General features: G+C 73.6%; 12 protein-coding genes and 1 pseudogene. All 13 read left to right on the top strand.

The window, feature by feature from the left end:
• The first annotated feature begins 5 nt into the window (after window positions 1–5).
• A complete protein-coding gene (locus tag ACIRPX_RS34765) occupies window positions 6–1,583 on the top strand; it encodes an NADH-quinone oxidoreductase subunit M (protein ID WP_404202746.1) in 1,578 nt (525 codons plus the stop codon).
• Window positions 1,580–3,100: an NADH-quinone oxidoreductase subunit N gene (locus ACIRPX_RS34760; RefSeq protein ID WP_404202744.1), complete on the top strand. Its 1,521-nt coding sequence runs from the start codon at window positions 1,580–1,582 to the stop codon at window positions 3,098–3,100. Before ACIRPX_RS34765 ends, ACIRPX_RS34760 begins: the two co-directional genes overlap by 4 nt.
• A gap of 214 nt (window positions 3,101–3,314) precedes the next feature.
• Window positions 3,315–4,178, top strand: a complete 864-nt coding sequence (gene htpX, locus ACIRPX_RS34755; protein WP_404202742.1) for a zinc metalloprotease HtpX — start codon at window positions 3,315–3,317, stop codon at window positions 4,176–4,178.
• A complete protein-coding gene (locus tag ACIRPX_RS34750; RefSeq protein WP_404202739.1) occupies window positions 4,175–4,567 on the top strand; it encodes a YccF domain-containing protein in 393 nt (130 codons plus the stop codon). Before htpX ends, ACIRPX_RS34750 begins: the two co-directional genes overlap by 4 nt.
• Before the next feature lie 166 nt (window positions 4,568–4,733).
• Window positions 4,734–5,119: pseudogene (locus tag ACIRPX_RS34745) on the top strand (SMI1/KNR4 family protein); the annotation flags it as partial.
• A gap of 198 nt (window positions 5,120–5,317) precedes the next feature.
• Window positions 5,318–5,584, top strand: coding sequence for a GlsB/YeaQ/YmgE family stress response membrane protein (locus ACIRPX_RS34740; protein ID WP_404202736.1), 267 nt, complete (start codon window positions 5,318–5,320; stop codon window positions 5,582–5,584).
• Between the two features lie 328 nt (window positions 5,585–5,912).
• Window positions 5,913–9,176: an AAA family ATPase gene (locus tag ACIRPX_RS34735; protein WP_404202734.1), complete on the top strand. Its 3,264-nt coding sequence runs from the start codon at window positions 5,913–5,915 to the stop codon at window positions 9,174–9,176.
• 3 nt (window positions 9,177–9,179) lie between these two features.
• Entirely contained in the window at window positions 9,180–10,481 is a 1,302-nt protein-coding gene (locus ACIRPX_RS34730) for a serine/threonine-protein kinase (protein ID WP_404202732.1), read from the top strand.
• A gap of 3 nt (window positions 10,482–10,484) precedes the next feature.
• Window positions 10,485–15,842 (top strand): hypothetical protein, encoded by a 5,358-nt coding sequence (locus ACIRPX_RS34725; protein WP_404202730.1) that lies wholly within the window; start codon window positions 10,485–10,487, stop codon window positions 15,840–15,842.
• Window positions 15,843–15,896: 54 nt separating this feature from the next.
• Window positions 15,897–16,340, top strand: coding sequence for a hypothetical protein (locus ACIRPX_RS34720; RefSeq protein ID WP_404202728.1), 444 nt, complete (start codon window positions 15,897–15,899; stop codon window positions 16,338–16,340).
• Entirely contained in the window at window positions 16,324–17,100 is a 777-nt protein-coding gene (locus ACIRPX_RS34715) for a hypothetical protein (protein ID WP_404202726.1), read from the top strand. Before ACIRPX_RS34720 ends, ACIRPX_RS34715 begins: the two co-directional genes overlap by 17 nt.
• Before the next feature lie 88 nt (window positions 17,101–17,188).
• On the top strand, window positions 17,189–19,828 hold the full coding sequence (locus ACIRPX_RS34710; RefSeq protein ID WP_404202724.1) for an Hsp70 family protein: 2,640 nt from the start codon (window positions 17,189–17,191) through the stop codon (window positions 19,826–19,828).
• On the top strand, window positions 19,825–20,223 hold the full coding sequence (locus ACIRPX_RS34705) for a hypothetical protein (RefSeq protein WP_404202722.1): 399 nt from the start codon (window positions 19,825–19,827) through the stop codon (window positions 20,221–20,223). Before ACIRPX_RS34710 ends, ACIRPX_RS34705 begins: the two co-directional genes overlap by 4 nt.
• Window positions 20,224–20,324: the final 101 nt, after the last annotated feature.

Genomic DNA, 20,324 nt, shown 5'->3' with positions numbered 1-20,324 from the left:
CAGGCGTGATCGATATCAGCGAGTCCGTGATGCAGGTCCTTCTGGCGTTGATCGTCGTCGTGCCGCTCCTCGGCGCGCTCGCCGCTCTCCTGCCGGCCCCGCCCGGGCTGAAGGGGACGTCGCCCGAGCAGGCCGTCCTGCGGCACGGTGTGACCGTGACCGGCGCGGTCCTCATGGCCGCGATCGTCCTCGCACTCGGCTTCGACCACGGCCATCCCTCGAAGATGCAGGCCACGACCGACATCAGCTGGATCCCCGCACTCGACGTGCGGATCCACCTCGGCATCGACGGCATCTCCCTCCCCCTTGTGGTCCTGACCGCGCTGCTGACCTTCCTCTGCGCGCTCTACTCCTACTTCAAGATGCCCGCGGGCCCGTCCCCGAAGGCCTTCGTCGCACTGCTGCTCGTCCTGGAGTCCGGCACCCTCGCGACCTTCGCCGTCCTCGATCTGCTGCTGTTCTTCCTCGCCTTCGAGACGGTGCTCATCCCGATGTACTTCCTCATCGCCCGCTGGGGCGGCGAAGGCAGGACCCAGGCCGCCTGGCGGTTCATCCTCTACACGCTGCTCGGTTCGGTCGTCATGCTGCTCGGCCTGCTCCTGATCGGGATCAGGGCCGGCACTTTCGACATGGTGGCACTCGCCACTGACAACGGCCGGTCGCTGACCTCGTCCGTGCAGGTCATCGCGGTTCTGGCGATCGGGATCGGGCTCGCGGTCAAGACGCCGATGTGGCCGCTGCACAGCTGGCTGCCCGACGCCCACACCTCCGCGCCCACCGTCGGCTCGGTCCTGCTGGCGGGCGTCCTGCTGAAGATGGGCACGTACGGATTCGTCCGGATTCTGCTGCCGATCGCGCCGGACGGCTTCCACACGTTCGCGCCCTACCTCGCCGCCTTCGCCGTCGTCGGGATCATCTACGGATCGCTGGCCTGCCTGGCCCTCGCCAAGCAGGGGGCGAGGGGCGACCTCAAGCGGCTCATCGCCTACTCCTCCGTCGGGCACATGGGCTTCGTCCTGCTCGGCATCGCGACCATGACCCCGACCGGCGTCAACGGCGCCCTGTTCGCCAACATCGCCCACGGCCTCATCACCGGCCTGCTCTTCTTCCTGGTCGGCGCGCTCAAGGACCGCACGGGCACGACCGACCTCGACACCCTCGCCGACAGGACGGGCGCCGCGCTCTACGGCAAGGCCCCCCGCCTCGGCGGCCTGATCGCCTTCGGCGCGGTCGCCTCGCTCGGACTGCCGGGCCTGGCCGGCTTCTGGGGCGAGATGCTGGCCCTGTTCGGCGCGTTCGAGCCGGCCGCCGACCTCAGCCGCCCCGCCTTCCTCACCTTCATGTCGATCGCCGCCTTCGGCACACTCCTGACCGCCGCGTACATGCTCGTCGTGGTCCGCCGCGTCTGCATGGGTGCCGAACCGCAGGAAGAGGCGCCCAGGCTCGCCGACGTCCACCTGTACGAATGGGCGGCCTGGAGCCCGCTCGTCGCCCTCACCGTCGTCGCCGGGCTGTGGCCCAGGGCTCTCCTCGGCCTGACCGACCCGGCCGTCCAGCAGCTCCTCGCAGGAGGCACCCGATGAGCGCCCTGGCCCAGCCGCTCGCCGCGAACCTCGTCCAGTCCGTCGACTGGCTCGCCGTCGCGCCGCCGGCCATCGCCGCCGTCGTGGCGCTGCTGGTGCTCGTCGCCGACCTGTTCGTGCCAGAGGCGCGCAAGCCCCTGCTCGGCTGGGCCTCCGTCGCGGGCCTGGCCGCCGCGGCGCTCATGCTCCTGCCGCTGCTGGACGCAGACCGCAGCACCTTCTGTGTGCGCGGCACGCACGCGTGCAGCTACACGGCCGACCGGTTCACCCTGGTGATCCAGCTTCTGGTCCTCGGCGGCGCACTCCTGGCCGCGCTGCTGTCGGTGACCGCCCTGAAGGACGCCGACAAGCGGCTCCCCGAGGGGGAGTACTGGTTCCTGCTGCTGTCCTCCGCGGCCGGCGCCGCCCTGCTGCCCGCCTCCCGTGACCTCGCGACCCTGATCGTCGCCCTGGAGGTCGCCTCCCTGCCCGCCTTCGCACTCGTCGGCCTCCGGTACGGCGACCGGAAGTCCTCCGAGGCGGCCCTGAAGTTCTTCCTGTCGTCGGTCACCGCGACCGCCGTCAGCCTCATGGGCATCAGCTTCGTGTACGCCTCCACGGGCACCCTCTACCTCACCCAGGTCGCCGACCGCATCCAGCACGTCGACGGACAGCTCCAGACGCTCGCCCAGACCGGCGTGGTCCTCACCCTGGTCGGCTTCGCCTTCAAGACGGCCGCCGTGCCCTTCCACTTCTGGGTCCCGGACACCTATGTGGGGGCGCCCCTGCCGATCGCCGCCTTCCTCTCGGTCGTCGGCAAGGCGGTCGGCTTCTCCGGCCTGATCCTCGTCACCGTCGTCGCCTTCCCGTCGTACGCCGACGTCTGGGGTCCCGCGCTCGCGGCCCTGGCCGCCCTCACCATGACCGTCGGCAACGTCGGCGCCCTGCGCCAGCAGGCCACGCGCGCGTACAGCGCGGTACGGCTGCTGGCCTGGTCGTCGGTGGGCCAGGCCGGCTACCTCCTCGTGCCGATCGCCGCGGCCGCCTACTCCGACGACGCCGAGCACTCCGTCGGCTCCACGGTCGCCTATGCGCTCATGTACACGGCGGTGAACCTCGGAGCCTTCGCCGTCGCCGCACTGGTGGGCCGCACCAGGACCGCGAACCGCATCACCGACTACCGCGGCCTCTACGCGACGAACCCGCTCGCCGCCCTGCTGATGGCGTTCTTCCTGCTCTGCCTGGCCGGACTGCCCCCGGGCATCATCGGCCTCTTCGCCAAGGTCACCGTGTTCTCCGCGGCGGTCGACGCGGGACTCGGCTGGCTGGCCGTGCTCATGGCCGCCAACGTCGTGATCGCCCTCTTCTACTACCTCCAGTGGACGGCACTGCTGTTCCGCGCCCCCGAGGGCGAACCCGTCAAGCACCGGCTCCCGGCGCCCGTCACCGCGGCCATCACCCTCACCGGCGTCCTCGCCGTCGCCCTCTCCGGAGCACCCCAGCTGATCCTGCGCTTCGCCGACACGACCCTCTTCTGAGATCTTGGCGGGCCTTCCGGCCGCCCGCGTCCGCCGTCACCCGGTCGGCCGACGCGCGGCGCCGTGCGCACAAGGGAACTAGTGGCCCCCGCCTGGCGTTGACCAGTGCGGGAGGGTCCACTGGACGTGAAACGACGGTACCGGTGGTACCTGAGACAGCAAGCAAGCTCCGTAAGCAAAGGGTTCCCCTGCTGCACCACTTGGAGGGCGTACCGTGCACCGCCGGCACAACGGGCTCAGGACCGCGGTCCTCCTCGGAGGGCTGTCCGCCCTCATCATCGTCATCGGCAGTTTCTTCGGCCGCATGGGGCTCGTCGTCGCGGTTGTGATCGCACTGGGCACGAACGCGTACGCGTACTGGAACAGCGACAAGCTGGCGCTGCGCGCGATGCGTGCCCGTCCGGTCAGCGAGTTCGAGGCCCCCGCTCTCTACCGCATGGTCCGCGATCTCTCGACCCAGGCCCGCCAGCCCATGCCGCGCCTGTACATCTCGCCGACGGAGGCACCCAACGCCTTCGCGACCGGCCGCAACCCGCGCAACGCCGCCGTGTGCTGCACGGAAGGCATCCTGCGCATCCTGGACGAGCGCGAGCTGCGCGGTGTCATCGGCCACGAGCTGAGTCACGTCTACAACCGCGACATCCTCATCTCCTCGGTCGCCGGCGCCCTCGCCTCCGTGATCATGTTCCTGGTCAACTTCGCGTGGCTGATCCCCATCGGCCGTTCGGACGACGACGACGGTCCGGGCATCCTCGGGATACTGATGATCATGATCCTGGGCCCGCTGGCGGCCGGGCTCATCCAGATGGCCATCAGCCGCTCCAGGGAGTACGAGGCCGACGCGTCCGGCGCCCAGCTGACCGGTGACCCGCTCGCCCTCGCCGGCGCGCTGCGCAAGCTCGAAGCGGGTACCAAGCAACTGCCGCTGCCGCCCGAGCCGCGCATCGAAACCGCCAGCCATATGATGATCGCGAATCCCTTCCGTCCGGGGCAGGGACTCTCCAAGATGTTCTCGACACACCCGCCGATGGCAGAGCGCATCGCCCGGCTCGAGAAGATGGCAGGTCGTCAGCAGTGAAAACCATCCTGAACGTCATTTGGCTCGTCCTGAGCGGCTTCTGGCTGTTCCTCGGATACCTGGCCGCGGGCCTCCTGCTCTGCATCACGATCATCGGGATCCCGTTCGGTATCGCCGCCTTCCGTATCGGTGTCTACGCGCTGTGGCCCTTCGGGTACACCACGGTCGAGCGCCGCGACGCCGGCACGCCCTCCTGCATCGGCAACGTCCTGTGGCTGATCCTGGCGGGCTGGTGGCTGGCGCTCACGCACATCGCGACCGGCATCGCCCTGTGCCTCACGATCATCGGCATCCCGTTCGGCATCGCCAACTTCAAGCTGATCCCGGTCTCGCTGCTGCCGCTCGGCCGGGAGATCGTGCGGACCGACGAGCCGTTCGCGGCTCGCTGACCCACGAGCCCTTCGCTCCGCAGTTCGGCGGTGGTCCGCGGCCCGGCTGTGGTCCACGCGGCCGGTTGTGCCCAGCCAGGCGGTGTTCCGGGCCGTCGGTTTTCCACAGCCCGGCGGTTGTCCACAGGCCGGCCCGGTTGTCAGCGGCGCCTTGCATCATGAACCCATGAGCGAGAACGAGCGGTTGCTGGCACGGGTGGCGGGCAAGGCGCGCAACACCCGTCCGTGGGGCTGGCCTTCACTGCCCGGTCCGGCCGACGCGCCGACCCTGGTTCGTGCCGAGGCCGCCCTCGGCTTCGCCCTGCCTTCTCTGCTCGCCGACCTCTATCTGCGCATAGGCGACGGCGGGTTCGGCCCGGAGTACGGCCTGTTGTTCCTGCTCGACAGCCCGCCCGCCGGCGAACCCGCCGCTGTCGCGCAGTACCTCGCCAACCGCGCGAGCGGCCGCAAGGACCCCGGCCGGCCCTGGCCCGAGGGTGTCCTGCCGATATCCCACTGGGGCTGCGCGATGTACGCGTGCGTGGCTGCCGCGCCCCGGAGGCCCCCGTCCTGACTCACGGTAGCCGGGGGGAGGAGGGAACTCCGGCGCGCGTACCCGACAGGGCCCCCTGATCACTGCAACCGGAGCGCGCGGTCCGGACGTCCTGTTCATCGAAAGGGCAGGCACGAGCGCGCGAAGCACAGCGGATCTTGACCGAATGCACACTGTCCGGAAAGTGCATGCACAGCGCGGAAGGGCAGGTTGAGAGCATGACCATCATCAGCTGGATCATTCTGGGGCTCCTGGCCGGGGCGATCGCCAAGTTCCTGCTGCCGGGCAGGGACCCGGGCGGCTTCATCGGGACGACTCTCATAGGCATCGCCGGTGCGTTCATCGGCGGCTGGATCTCGTCGCGCTGGCTGGACCACCCGATCACCAAGAACTTTTACGACGGAGCGACCTGGGCCGCGGCGATCGGCGGTTCGCTGGTGCTGCTGATCGTCTACCGCATCCTGTTCGGCAACTCGCGCAACTGAGCGCATCCCCGACTGCGGCCAGCAGCAAAGGGGGGTGGGCGTCGACGGGCGTCCACCCCCTGCCGTTTGCAGGCCCGCGCCGGCCGCAGGCCCACGTCCGCCGCAGGCCCGCGCTGCCGGGTCCTGACCGACGGCCACCTCGATTGTGCATATTCCCCGACGGAACGGTGGGGCATGTGCTTTTTGACGGATGCGGGAGTCACACGGGTCCTCGTGTGGAAGCATTTCGTCAACGGGGAGGTGGGTCCGCGGGCCGGTTCCTGCACAGGGCGGTGCCGCGGGCACAGGTATGCAGGCAGAAGACTCCGCACGGCACGACCCATCACTCATGGCATCGAGCAGGTCGGCACTGTCACCGCTGCTGTTCACCGACGGTGTCCTCGACCCCGGGGCGTGCGGGGACCGGCGCGTCCATGACGTCCTGAGAGCCGCGTCCGAGCGGGCGTCCGAGCGGCTGCGGCCCGGCGACGTGCTGTTCGCCGTGCTGGCCGGACGGGACCCGGCGGTGCTGCCCGCGCTGGAGGCAGCGCTCGCCGAGGGGGCCGCACCGCAGCACCTCATGGCCGCCATCGATGTCTACGACCCGCCCGGCACCGCCTACGGGTTCGACGGTTCGCCCGGTCGTATCGCGCCGGAGCTGATGGCCGCCTTCGCCGACTTCGCCGCGGAGTACGGCAGCCATGCCGACGGGACGGCCCCCGCGTCCGCGTCGATGGTCAGGTCCGCCCCCGCGCCCACGTCGACGGTCAGTCCCGCGCCCACGCCCGCGTCCGCGTCCGCCCCCGCGCCCACGCCCGCGTCCGCGTCCGCCCCCGCGCCCACGCCCGCGTCCGCGTCCGCCCCCGCGCCCACGTCCACGGTCAGTCCCGCGTCCGCCTCCACGGTCAGTCCCGCGCCCACGTCCACGGTCCGGTCCGCCCCCGCCCTCGCGCCAGCGCCCGCGCCCACGCCCGCCTCCACGGTCAGTCCCGCCCCCGCAGCCGCGTCCCCACCAGCGCTCGCGCCAGCGCCCGCGTCCCCGCCCGGCCTCCCCGAGGTGGCCCTCGAACTGCTCCTGGCCTGTGTGCTCGACCATCCGGACGAGCAGGACCGGCAGTTCCTGGGCGAGGTGCTGGACCTGCCGCGGGCGGCCGAGGCGTTACGCCGGCGGGCGCGGGTCCGGCTGGAGCCGCTGCCCGAACTGTTCGACGAGACCTCGGGACGGCTGCGCTCGGAGGAGTTCACGGCGGACGTCTGGGCCGTCCTGGAGCAGGCCGCCGAGCGAGCCGCCGAACTGGGCTACGACCGGCTGCTGCCACCGCACTGTCTGCTCGCCCTGCTCGGCGAGACCGAGGGCCTCGCCGAGCGCCTCCTCAGGCTCCAACTGCCCCCGCAGGTCGGCCTGGTGAAGGCCACGGAGATCATCACCGCGGCCTTCCGGCTCTCCGAGCGGGGCCGCCCCGCACCACCGCGTCTGCGCCGCGACGAATGCGGCGACGCCTTCCACACCCTGCTGAGCGCGTCCCGCCGCACGGCCGCGCTCTGGGACGCCGACCGGATCGACACCCCGCACCTGCTGGCCGCGCTCCTCGACGACCCCTCGCCCCGGCTGACCGGGGTCCTGCGCGCCGACCCGCTGCGCCTCGATCCGGACCGGTTACGGGCCCACGTACGGGAGGTGCTGCAGGAGTCGCGCAGCACCACGCCGCGGGAGACGGTGTACACGCTGCCCGCGTTCCTGCCGCCCTCCGAGGACCTCACCTGGCTCGCCCGCACCGGAGGCATCACGCCGGCCTGCCACCTCGACCGGTACTTCGATCCGCTGTGCCGGGCGCTGCACCGGACCGAGAACAACCATGTGCTGGTCACCGGCCTGCCGGGCGTGGGCACCACGACGCTGCTGCGTGAGCTGGCCCGCCGGGCGGCGACGGGGGAGATCCCGTTCCTGCGGCGCAAACGGTTCCTGCGCGTGGACTGCCGGGACGTCGCGGCCGACAAGAGCGGCGAACAGCTCGCCGCCCTGGTCGCGCAGGTCTCCGGCCGCACCGATCTGGTCGTCTGCCTGGACGGCCTCGGGGGACTGCTGCGCGGCCCGCACGGGACGGACCATCTGCTCCAGCTGCGCCGCGCGCTCAAGGAACGCCGTGTCCATCTGGTCGGCGCGCTGTCCGTGCACGACTACGACGACCTGGTCGCCGCCGACCACGCGCTCCAGGAGCTCACCACCCGGATCGAGATGACGGAACCGGACCGGGAGACGGCCTGCGACATGGCACGCCTGGCGGCGGACGGGCTGACGGAGGAGTTCGGCATCCCGGCCGAGGACCATGCGGTGGGCAGGGCGGTGCTGCTGGCGGGCGAGTTCATTCCGCACCAGAGGCTGCCGCTGTCCGCGGTCCGCGTGCTGGCCCGCGCCTACGAGGACCTGCACTACGCCCGGACCCAGCAGGGGGACGAGCGGGCGGCGGTGACCCGGGCCGAGGTCGTCGACGCGGTCGCGGAGCTGTCCCGGGTGCCGCGCGGCCAGATCGCCGGCACGGGCGAGGACGGCATCGACTACGAGGCGGCGCTCACCGCCCGAGTGGTCGGCCAGGAAAGGGCGGTACGGACCGTCGCCGGTGAACTGCGGCGCATCAAGGCGGGCCTGGCGGACACCTCGGGGCCGGCGTCCGTGCTGCTGTTCGCCGGGCTGACCGGGGTCGGCAAGACCGAGCTGGCCAAGGCCGTCGCCGACCTCTACTCGGCATCCAAGCGGCTGCAGACGTACACCATGGGGAACTTCACCGAGCCGCACAGCGTGGCCAGCATCCTCGGCTCGCCGCCCGGCTACGCGGGCTTCGACCGCGGCGGCCGGCTGATCGGGGAGCTCAACGCCGATCCGTACTGCGTGGTCCTGCTCGACGAGGCGGAGAAGGCCCACCCCGAGGTGCTGCGGCCCTTCCTCAACCTCTTCGACGAGGGCTGGATCACCGACCAGCGCGGGGAGAAGGCGCACGGCGACCGGGCGATCTTCATCCTCACCACCAACGCCGGGCAGGAGGTCATCTCCCGGATGGGCCCGGACAGCGCCGACGAGGACATCTCCAGGGCCGTGCGCGAGCGCCTCGCCGCGGTGCGCCACCGGCAGGGGGACCCGGTCTTCACACCGGAGTTCCTGGCCCGTATCCGCGAGATCGTCGTCTTCCGCCAGCTCGACCGGGCGGCCATGCACGGCATCGGGCGCAAGATCCTCGACCAGTGGCAGGAACGCTGGCGCGAGCGGCGGGAGAAGGAACTGGTCGTCTCGGCGGAGCTGCTGGACCGGGCGGCGGAGCTGGGCCACCGCCTCGACCGCGAGGCCCGTGGCCGGGAGGGCGGGCGCGTGATGCGGCGGATCCTCAAGGACTGGGTGGACAACCCGGCCCTCGCGGCGGCGGAGGCGCATCCGGAGGAGTACCGCGCCTGCGGCCGGGTCGTGGTCGGCCTGTCCCGGACCGGCCCGGCGGCCCCGGCCTCCGGTGCGGGTACGCCGGGCACCGAGGTTCGATTCCTGCCCCCGGAACCACGGGCGGACGCCGAAGTGTCGTATCAGGAAGGGGAGTTGACCGAGCCCGGACCGGAGAGGAGTGCGTGAGGCGTGATCCCGACCGATGAGTCCGGCATGCGGGGCCTGACCGGCAGGACGGTCGACGGCCGCTACGTACTGCGCGACTGGCTGGGCGGGGGCGGCTTCGGCGCGGTCTACCGCAGCGAGCAGTACATCCTCGGCAACCCGGTGCGCCAGGTGGCGTGCAAACTGTCCCGGCGCACGGGCATCACGGAGGCCACGGCCGCTGACCTCTTCGCCGACGTGCTGCTGCTCGCCGAGGCGATGGGCACGATGGCCGACACCGAGGCCCGCCGCCATCTGGTGCACGTCTACGACGGCGGGCTGGCCCGGGACCTGGGCGGCCGGGCCTTCCTGGTCATGGAGTACGTGCAGGGGAGCACCCTCGCCGCCGAGTTCGCCCGGCTCCAGCGGGTGCCCGCGCGCCTCATGGTGAAGTGGGCCCGGCAGATCTGCCTGGCGCTGCGCGGGCTGCACGGCCTGGTCCCGCCCCTGCTGCACCGCGACCTCAAACCGGACAACGTCCTGCTGGGCACGGACCGTTCGGTCCGGCTGATCGACTTCGGGCTCGCCGCCCGCATGCTGGACGGCGGCCTGGTCCCCGGCACCGCCGGGACCATCCAGTACATGGCGCCGGAGACCGCCGCCGGGGCGAGCGTGCCCGCTTCCGACCTCTACTCGCTGGGCCTGCTGATGTACGAGGGCCTCACCGGCCGGCACGCCTACGACCACCTCGTCCCGCCGCTGTCACTGCCCCGGCGGGCCCACGGGGAGTGGCTCCAGGAGCAGAAGCTCAAGGCCTCGCCCGTCCCGCCGTCCGCGCTCAACAACTCGGTCTCTCCGGAACTCGACGCCGTGGTCCTGCGCTGCCTGGAGGTGCGGCCCGGCCACCGCTTCCGGGGCGCGGCCGAGGTGATGGCCGCCCTGGAGGCGCTGCCGGGGACCGGGCAGGCCGCGGCCTCCGCACGGCGGGCGCCGGCACCCGGGACCCGCGAGCTCGCCGAGGCACGGCGGGCGCGTAGGGAGGGCAGTGCGGCCCAGGCCGTCTCCCTGCTGCAGCCGCTGGCCGAGGACGGCCGCACGGAGCGCGACCTCCTGCCGTCCGTGCTGGCCGAGCTGGCGGAGGCGCTGGAGCAGCAGGGGACGTACGACGCCGCCGCGGCGCACTGGGCGAAGGCGCACGACCTCGTGCGGGCCGGTGCCCGGATGGCGGACGGAACGGCCCGCGCCGACCTGGCCCGCCGCGCGGAGCGGGCGTTCCGGCAGGCGGGCAACCGCTTCCAGGCCGACCACTTCGCCCGGCTGTCCGGCGGCGAGCAGGGCCGGAGGTGAGGGATGCAGCCGCAGCGTTCGGTCCGCAACAACCTCACCTTCCTCGGCCGGCTGGAGAACGCCTGGGCGGCCGGCCTCGCCGACAGCGATCCGGCCCAGGGCCTGGCCCGGCTGCGGGAGCTGCTGCCGCGCTTCGAGGAGCGGCCGGAGCAGACGGCCGGGCTGTGGCTCTCGTTCCAGGAGTCGTTGCTGACCGGCCCGTTCCTGCCGCTGCTGGAGGAGGCCGACCTCGACCGGCTGCGCGACCTCGGCGAGCGCATGGCCGGCACCGCCCAGACCGGCCTCCAGCAGTCCTGGTTCCCGCTGGCCGGAGCACTGGCGGCCCGCGGCCGCCCCGGTGACCGGCCGTGGGCCGAGGACCTGCTGACACGGCTGTACCGTTCCGGGCGCGCCTTCGAGGAGGCCCGCGTCGGCGCCGCGGCCACGCTCGCCCGCTGGGGCGCGGACGGCGACGCGTCCCTCGGTGTGTACGCCGACCTGCTGGCCCGCCACGCACGGCCGCCGCGGGAGGTGGCCGACCACGTCGCGGGGCTGCTCGCGGCGGGTTTCGCCGACCCGGCGCCACGCATCGCGCGCGCGGAGGCACTGGCCCGGCAGCTCGCGGCCACCCGCCCCCTGCCCGGCGTGGAGCGGACGCTCGGCTACGGCGAACTGCTCCTGCACGACCGGCCGGCCGAGGCCGCCGAGCGCTTCGAGACGGCGCTGCGGGCCGACCCGGACGACGCGTCGGCGCTGCACGGGCTGCTGGCCGCGCGGCTGCACTGCGGCGACTTCGCCCGGGCGGCCGGCGCGGCGGCGGGCCGGGGCCATCTGCTCACCCCGCGCGCGGCCCGACTGCTCGACCTGTGCCGGATGCTGGCCTGGCTGGAGGAGGTGCCCGGCGCGGGCGCCGACCAGGTGCCGCCCCCGCTGACGGCCGGACTGCTCGCGGCGACGGAACCCGGCCCCGACACCGGTCCCTGGCAGCCGTACGCGCTCGGGCGGGCGTATCTGCTGGAGGGCGACCATGTGCGCGCCCGGCAGCACCTGCTCCCGCTCGCCGAGCAGCTGCCCGGACGGGCCGACATCGCCTACCACGCGGCCTGGGCGCTCCTGCTCGGCGGCGAGGCGGACGCGGCCGCCGAGCGCTGCCTGGACTGGCTTGGCCGGCCCGGCGGCTGGGCTCTGGTCTGCCTGCTGCTGGACGCCGACCCCGACCTGGCGCCGGCCGGGGACCGTTCCGCCGGGTTCGCCGCCGGAGCCGGCGGGCTCGCCCCGCTCGCGCAGGCGCGGCTGCGCTTGACCGCCGGGTGGCGGCCGCCGGTCCTGCCCGAGTGGGACGGGCTGGACACGCGGGGCGCCGGACTGCCGTATCTGCTGGAGGCGTTGCGCACCATGCTCGGCGTCGAGATCGCGCGCGGACGCCCGGAGGCCGCCCAGCGGCTCACCTGGCTGCCGCTGTTCAGGCGGCTCCCGCACGCCGAACGGCTGCTGTGGCACGGGGTGCTGGCCCTGCCCGGGGACCCGGAGCGGGCCCGGGAGCTGCTCCACACCGCGCGTGACCGGGGCCGCGACCGGGCCGGAGTGCTCCTGGCGGTGCTGGAGCTGAAGGCCGGCCGCACCGCGGACGTGACGGCGCTCCTGCACGGCGTACGAGGGCGCAAGGCGGAGCTGCTGCGGGCGCAGGCGGAGGTCTGCGCGGGCAGGACCGGTGCCGCCGAGGAGCGCCTGACCGGTCTGGTGCGGCGCGGTTTGCCCCGGGCCCGGCACGCGGCCGGGGAACTGGGGCTGCGGCAGGCGGCCGTGCACTGGGCGGCGGGCCGCGCCGACGAGGCCGTGCGGTACGCGGAACAGGCGGCGGCCCGGCTCACCGACGCGGCGGTCACCGGCCCCGACGCCCTGCCGCCGGTGCCCGACGAGGCCCGCGCGCTGTCCCGGGCCGCCCGGCTGCTGGCCGAGCGGGCCGCCCGGCCCGGTACCGGCCCCTCGCCCTGGCGGGCCGTACGGCACCGGGCGCGCACCGGCCGGTTCCTCGGGTTCGCCCAGCTGCTGGCCGAGCCCCAGCACGCCGAACCGGTGCTGGTGGAAGCGCTGACGGACTGGACCGGCCGCGACCAGGCCGGACCGCTGGCCGTAGCCCTGGCCCACAGCCGAGCCCTGGCCACCGACCCGTCGACCCGGTCCGAACTGGACGCCGCGCTGGCCCACTTGGCCGAGCGGCACCCCGTCCCCGAGGTCCGCCGCGCGGCCCTCACCACGGCCCGCCTCGCCGCGCTGTCCGCGGGTGCGGAGCCGGACGCCGCGGACCAGGGCGGAGTCGATCCGGTCCTGGCCCTGGAGGCGGCCCTGCCCGCACTCGCGACCGGCGGGCACGACGCGGCCGTACGCCTGCTGCGGGCGGCCGCGGCGGAACACGCGGGCGAACCGCCGACACGGAACGGCCGGTCGACACGGGCCCCGCGGGTACGGCAGGAAGCACGGACGGGTGGCGACGGGCCGGCGGGGTCTGGGGCGGGATCGGCAGGGGCTGGTGCTGGGGCGGCGGGGTCTGGTGCGGGACCGGTGGGGTCTGGTGGCGGGTCGTCGGGGTCTGCGGTGGGGTCGTCGGGGTCGTCGGGGTCGTCTGGTGCGGGGTCTGCGGGTTCTGCGGGGTCCGGGGCGGTATCGGCGGAGTCCGGTGCGGGACCGGTGGGTTCTGGTGCCGGGGCGGCGGAGTCCGCGGTGGGATCGGCGGGGTCTGGTGGCGGGTCGTCGGGGTCTGCGGGGGGGTCGTCGGGGTCCGGTGTGGGACCGGCGGGGTCCGGTGGCGGGTCGTCGGGGTCCGCGGTGGGGTCGTCGGGGTCCGGTGCGGGGTTGGCGGGGTCTGGTGTGGGACCGGTGGGTTCTGGTGGCGGGTCGTCGGGGTCCAGTGCGGGGTCGTCGGGGTCCGGTGCGGGATCGGCGGGGTCTGGTGTTGGAGCGCCGGGATCTGGCGCGGGATCGGCGGGATCTGGTGCTGGGGTGCCGGGATCCGGGGCGGGATCGGCGGGGTCCGGTGTGGGGCCGCCGGGGGCCGGTGGGCGTTCGGTGGGGGCTCGTGCGGAATCCGCGCGCTCCGGCGTGGGAGCCACGGGGTGGGACATACGGTCCGGCGTGTCGGCAAGCCTTGACGTTCCCGACGCCGAGGCCACGTCAACGCCCCTCGCCGGGCAGGTCGTCCCGCCCCGCGCGCCGGACGACGGCACCGGCCCCGAGGAGGCACGGGCCCGGCGGGTCGCCGGCTTCCTCGCCGGGGCGCTGGACGGCCTCCCGCCCGACGGGGAGCCGCCCGCCGACGGCGTGCCGGGACTTGCGGCGCCGCTTCTCGTCGCCCGGGCCGCCGGACTCGTACGCACCGACGCCCCCCGGGCCGCCGACCTGCTCACCCGCGCCCTGGCCGAGCACGACGTGGCCGGTCTCGTGGACCTGGACCGTGCCCTGCCCGCCCTGTGCGCGCGGGTGGCGCGGGGCAAGCGGCGCGGCGACGCGACCGAGGCACTCAAGGCCGCCGTACGGCGGCAGGCGGCCGACGCGGCGGACGCCGACGGCACCGCCCTGCTGACCCTGGTGCGGTGCGCCGCGGTCGTCGGCGACCACGACACCGCCGAGGACCTGTGGAGGCGGGCGCTGCTCCAGGCGCCCGAGGCACGCGAGGAGTACGGCGCCTACCTCTGCCACCGCGCGGTGGCCGCGTACGCGGACAAGGACCGGACCGGCGCCCTCGCACTGCTGCGCAAGGCTGCAGGGCTGCTGCCCGCCGACCATCCCGTGCACGCCGAGACGGCCGCCCTGGAGCGGGACGACCGCGTCGACGCCCTCCTCGCGGTCCTGCTGCCCGACATCGTCGCGGGCCTGGAACGACGGGGCCGCTACCGCCTGATCGAGGACCTCGTGGCCGGCCGCCCGGCGCTGTGGAGGGTCCTGGAGGAGGACGACGAGCCCGGCACCGTACGCGAGTTGGACCGCTGCCTGAGCACCCACGGCCCGGACGTACCGCTGGCGCACACCTTCGCCGCGGTCTACCGGGAGGCCGCCCTCGGCACCGTCGCCCGCACCGGGACCGCAGGGCCCGAACTGGTCTCGGCGACCGCCCTGTGGACCCTGCTGCTGGCCCACCCCGGCTTCTGGCGGGAGACCGGCACGCCCGACGCGGACAGCGCCGGGCTGCGCAGGGAACTGGCCGACGAACTCCTGGAGTTGCACCGCGCCCACGGCGCACGCTGCCTGGACCGGCAGGAGGAGACGGCCGCCCGGATGCATCTGCGCTGCCTGGAAGCCGTACGGGACGGTCCCGCCGCCACCCGCGGGCTGCTCGCCGACGGACCGCTCGGCTTTGTCGCGCCGGACGACGTGGACGAGGAGCTGTTCGCCGGGATCGCCGCCCGGGCCGGCGTCCTGCTGGACGAATGGGCCACCGAACTGGTGCGCACCGCGACCCGGCGCGTCGACGACCCCGCGGCGCTGAAGCGGCTCCCGCGCGGCATCGACGGCGACTACGAGGCCGGCATCGAGATGCTGAACACCGCCGTCCGGCAGGGCTTCGCGCCGACCTCCGTGCTGTGCACCGTGCTGGAGTGGCACAACAGATGGCAGACCCGCCTGTACGAGCTCGACGAGCGGGACCGGATGCGGGAGGTGGCACGGAAGGCCGCCCGTACGGCCGATCTGCTGGCCGAGCGGTCCACCGAGGGGCGCCCGTACGCGCGCGAGAACCAGGCGCTCGGCATGCACTTCGTCGACCGCGGGCTGCTGGAGCGGTCGACGCAGGACAGCGTCCGGCTCCTGGAGCGCGCCAAGGCGTGGGACCCCGCCAACCCCAGCGTCGACAAACTGCTCGAACAGGCCCGCAGGGAGGCCCTGTTCGGCACGGCGCTCGACCACATCCGGGCCAAGCGCTACGAACGCGCCCTGGCCGAGCTCGACCGCATCCCGCGCAACGCGTCCACCCAGGAACTCCTCGACACCATGCGGGCCACCACCCTGATCAACCAGGGCTACGTCGACCTGCGGCAGAACCGCTTCGGCGAGGCCGAGGCCCGTATCCACGACGCCCAGGGCGTCGCCGGCGCCATGAGTGCGGAGGACGGCAGGCTGCGCCAGGACGCCGGGCAGGCCCTGAAGGATGTCGCGAGGGCGCGCAACGCGCAGGGCGTCGGCCTCGTCGAGCAGGCGATGGACCGCATCGGGAAACTCCCCGGAACCGGCTTCAGGCCGACCCTCCGCGACGAGACGGCCAACATCCGCACCGCGATGCACCACTTCCGCGAGGCCCTGCGCATCGACCCCGATCTGCAGGCGGCCCGGGACAACCTGGCCGCCGCCGAGGACATCATCAGGAGGCTCGGCCACTATGGCGACTACTGAACTCCCGCCCCGCGAGGAGGACTCGTACACATCCGTCGGCCGCGGGACGCGGCCATGACGGCGGCGTCGCGCAGACCCAACCCCTTCCACGTGCTGGCGCTGCCGGTCGACGCCGACCGGCAGGCCATCGTCGAGCGTGGCGAGGACGGCCTCAAGACCGCTCCGGAGGCGGAGCGCGAGCTGTACGACTGGGCGATGCGCGAGCTCATCGGCAACGAGCGCACCCGGCAGCGCCACGCGCTCACCGAACCGCCGGGCACGGACTACCGGGGGCGGCGCTGGGACAAGTTCGCCCGCCGGCACCGTCCCGCTCCGGCCGGCCCGCAGGCGCGGCCGCTCGGTCCGGAGGACTTCGACGTCACCGAGGCCGTCCGCAGAGTCCTGCGGGAACTGCTTCAGCCCCTTCCGGACGGCACCCACGCCGTCCTGGAGGACCGGTCGCCGGCGGCCGGCGACCCGGAACCCGACCTGGAGGTGGGCGATGTCCTCTTCGGCTGACCCGACACCCACCGACGCGGCCGTCACCGACGCGGTGACCACGTACTCGGCCGCCACCGACTCGGCCACCACCGACGAGGTGACCACGGAGTCGACTTCGGCCGGTCCGCCGTCGTCCGCTCCGCCCTCGCCTGATGCGACTTCGGCCGATCCGGCCCCGGCCGCCCCCGAACCCGGCGGACGGCCGGACTGCGTACCGGTGGAGGCGTCCCGGCCCACCGGTCCGCCGGGCTGGGAGGCCTTCGCCGAACGCCCGGTGCCCGACGGCCTCGGCCAGGCCGTCCACCTCGGGCACGAACTGGCCGGAGTGCTCCAACGCTCCCGCGACGATCTGGCCAAGGACCGCGGCCGGGCCGCGCAGGAGTCGGCCGACGTCCTCGGCTCGCTCTACGAACTGGCTGCCCTGGCGGGTCAGTTGGAGTTGCAGCTGGCCCGGGCCGAGACGCCGCTGGTGGAGGGCGGCAACAAGCGCCTGCACGACCTGCTGCGCGTTCTCAAGAACCAGATGCTCGAAGAGCTGCGGCAGCGCGGCATCGAGGTGCGCGACCCGCTGGGCCGCGGCCACGACGAGGTGGCGGAGTGGGCGGACGTCGTCCACTGGCGCAGCGGCCCCCAGTTCACCGCCGAGGTGGTCGCGCAGACCATCGAGCCGGCGGTCTTCCACCACGGCCGCGACGACCACGACGCGGCGGGCGACGACGACAAGGTCGTGCGGCGGGCCCGGGTGGTCATGGGCTGCCCCGAACCGGAAGCCCCGTAGGAAGAACCCCGGGAACCCCGGGAACCCCGGGAACCCCGGGAACCCCGGGAACCCCGGGAACACAATGCGACGAAACGGACACGAGGGTATGACGCAGCAGATCGTCAGCAAGGCCGTCGGGATCGACCTGGGCACCACCAACAGCGCGGTCGCGGTCATGAACCCCGCCGACAGCGAGATCGTCCTGCACCGTGACCCGGTCACCAAGTCCGCCACCACGCCCAGTTGCGTCTGGCGCGCCCCGAACGGCGGTGAACTCGTCGTAGGGCGTAAGGCGTTCGCCAGGAAGGGCAGCACCCCCGAACCGGTCACCTCGGTGAAACGCCTGATGGGCACCCGCCAGACGGCCCGGCTCGGCAGCGAGGAACTCACCCCGCCGCAGGTCTCCGCCGCGATCCTGCGCGAGATGAAGCAGCAGATCGAGGCCGACGTCGCCGCCTTCGACACACCCACCGCCCGCTGGATCGTCGACCGCGCCGTGGTGACCGTACCGGCGTACTTCGACCAGCCGCAGATCGACGCCACCCGGGAGGCCGCCGAGCAGGCCGGCCTGGAGGTGCTCGGCCTGCTGCACGAGCCGACCGCCGCCGCCAGCCACTACTGCTGGCGCACCGCCACCCAGAACGGCACCTTCCTCGTCTACGACCTCGGCGGCGGCACCTTCGACGTCAGCGTGCTGCGCTGCACCGCGGGCACCTTCGAGGTACTCGGCATCAGCGGCAACAACCGGCTCGGCGGCGACGACATCGACACGGCCCTGGCCCGCCACCTCCAGGAGATGCTGCGGCGCGACGGCTACGCCCTCGACCTCGACCCGGAGCGGGACCCCGAGGACGCGCTGCGTTTCAGCCAGCTGAAGATGCTCGCCGAGAGCGCCAAGAAGGCACTGACCGACCGCACCGAGTTCGTGCTGCGGGACGCGGGCCGGCTCATCGACCAGCAGGGCGACCCCGTCGTCGTCGAGGCCCTTCTGGAGCGCGCCGAACTCGACGCGGTCGCCGGCCCCCTCATCGAGCGCACCTTCACCTACTGCGACGAGGCGATCGGCCGCGCCGAGGAGCGCGCCGGCATCACCCTCGCCGACGTCGACCACATCATCCTGGCCGGCGGCTCCACCCATATGCCGCTGGTGCGCGAGATGGTGGCCCGCGAGCTGTGCGGACCGGCCGCCGACGACTCACCGCGGCAGGTCCGCGCCGCCTGCGCGGAACCGGTGTACGAGCAGGTCGACACCGTCGTCGCGCTGGGCGCGGCGGTCCGCGCGGCGGCCGTCGGCGGCCTCGCCGTCTACGACGAGCAGCGCACCGTACGGGTCTCCTTCCACGGCAGCGCCGCCACCGGCCGCGCCGAGACCTCCGTAGGAGGCACCGTGCAGCCGCTCGTGGAGGGCCTGGACCTCACCGACGGACAGGTCCGGCTGACCACCCCGGGCTTCGAGGACGAGACCGACCTCCTCCCGGACGGCACCTTCGCCTTCCAGGACGTCCCCGTGCAGCCGGACGCCGAGACCGAACTCGCCTTCGAGGTGTACGACGCCTACGGCGACCTGCGCGCCGTCGCCGGCCGCCCGATGGCGCACAGCTCGGGCGAGCAGCGGCCCACCGGCGGCACGGGCGGCGCCGCGCTCAACGCGAAGACCGTGAAGCTCGAGGTCGCGCTGGGGGACGGCAGCACGGACCGGCTGGAGCTGGTGCCGGCGATGCAGCAGCTGCCGTACGAACGCGACTTCGACTTCGTCCACCCCGGCAAGGAGCGGGTCGAACTGCGGCTGTTCCAGCAGAGCACACCGATCCAGGTGATCACCGTGGAGGTGCCCTCGTCCACACCGCGCGGCACCGCGATCCGGCTGAACGTGGCGATGCACGAGAACGCGGCGATCACCGTGCGCGGCACCGTCGGCGAGGTCCACTTCGACGTGCCGGTGGAGCTGCCCGACGAGCGCCCGATGCCCGAGCAGGCGGAGATCGACGCGCTGTACCGGGGCTTCGAGGAGAACGCCGGCTACCTCCCGGCCGGGCCGCAGACCATCGCCCGTACCAAGTGGACCATGGTGCGCAAGGCCTTCGAGGAGGCACGCGGCAGCGGTGACGTGTCCTCCGCCGTGCACGAGTTCCAGGAACTCCAGCAGCTCGCGGACTCCGTGACGACCCAGCACTCGCGCGGTCTCGAACCGCCCAAGCAGGACTTCGACGACCTGGTCGAGGCCTGCCAGAGCCTGCACGCCCACCTCGTCCAGAACGGCGTGCCGCAGGGCAAGACCTTCGACGCGCCCGAGATGTCCCGGACCATCGAGGACCAGCGGCAGCGCGGTGAGCGGGCCTGGGCCAACAGCGACCAGCGGGCGTACGGCGAGGTCATTCAGCAGCTGCACCGGATGTACCGGTACCTGGAGCAGATGATGCGGACCGAGTCGGCCCCGGAGCTCACCCCCGCGGTGCGCGCGGAGGAGCTGGTGCGGGCCGGCATGCAGGGCAGCCAGGAGCTGCTGCGGGTGGCCGCCGGTACCGGCAGGACGGCGGAGCAGCGGGAGCTGGAGGAGATCCGCTACCGGCTGGAGCAGCTGGCTCCGTCGCTGGCCACCGATCCCGAGCGGGTGATGCAGGAGGCGGGGAAGCTGATGGCGCGGCTGCGTCACCTCGCGCGCCTGCTCGTCGGCGAAGGCGGTGCGAACGACATCGTCATCCCGATCGTCGTCGGCGACTCGTACTCGGGCGGGGGGCTGCGGTGACGGTGGTCTGCCCCATCGCCCGCTGCCGTGCCGAGAACGACCCCACGGCCGGCAGCTGCCGCCGCTGCGGCACCCCGCTCCAGGCGTACGTCCGGCTGTCGGCCCACGCGGCGCGGCTGTTCAACGAGGGCCTGGCCGCCGCCCGCGCCGGTGACCACGCCACCGCCCGCGACCGCTTCGCCGCGATCGTCCACTGGTACCCCGACGACATGGAGGCCCACAACGCCCTGGCGCTGGCCTGCTACCACCTCGGCTCCCGCACCGAGGCCCACCACCACTGGCACCTGGCGCTGACGCGCGACCCCGACGACCCGGTGGCCCGCCAGGGCGTGGCGCACCTGACGACCACGGCGAGCGAGATGACGACGGCGGCGGCCGAAACCGGACCAGCCTGAGCCCTCGGCTCTGTCCGACCCGTCCGACCCGTCGGCCTCGCCCGAGGGGACGCACACGCCGGACGCGTGGGAGCCGATGGCCGTGTCGGAGCCGCCCGAGC

Source organism: Streptomyces sp. NPDC101225 (assembly GCF_044767585.1).
Taxonomy (GTDB): Bacteria; Actinomycetota; Actinomycetes; order Streptomycetales; family Streptomycetaceae; genus Streptomyces.
Note: the sequence above shows the minus strand (reverse complement) of the source record. Positions and strands in the feature narration are given on the sequence as shown.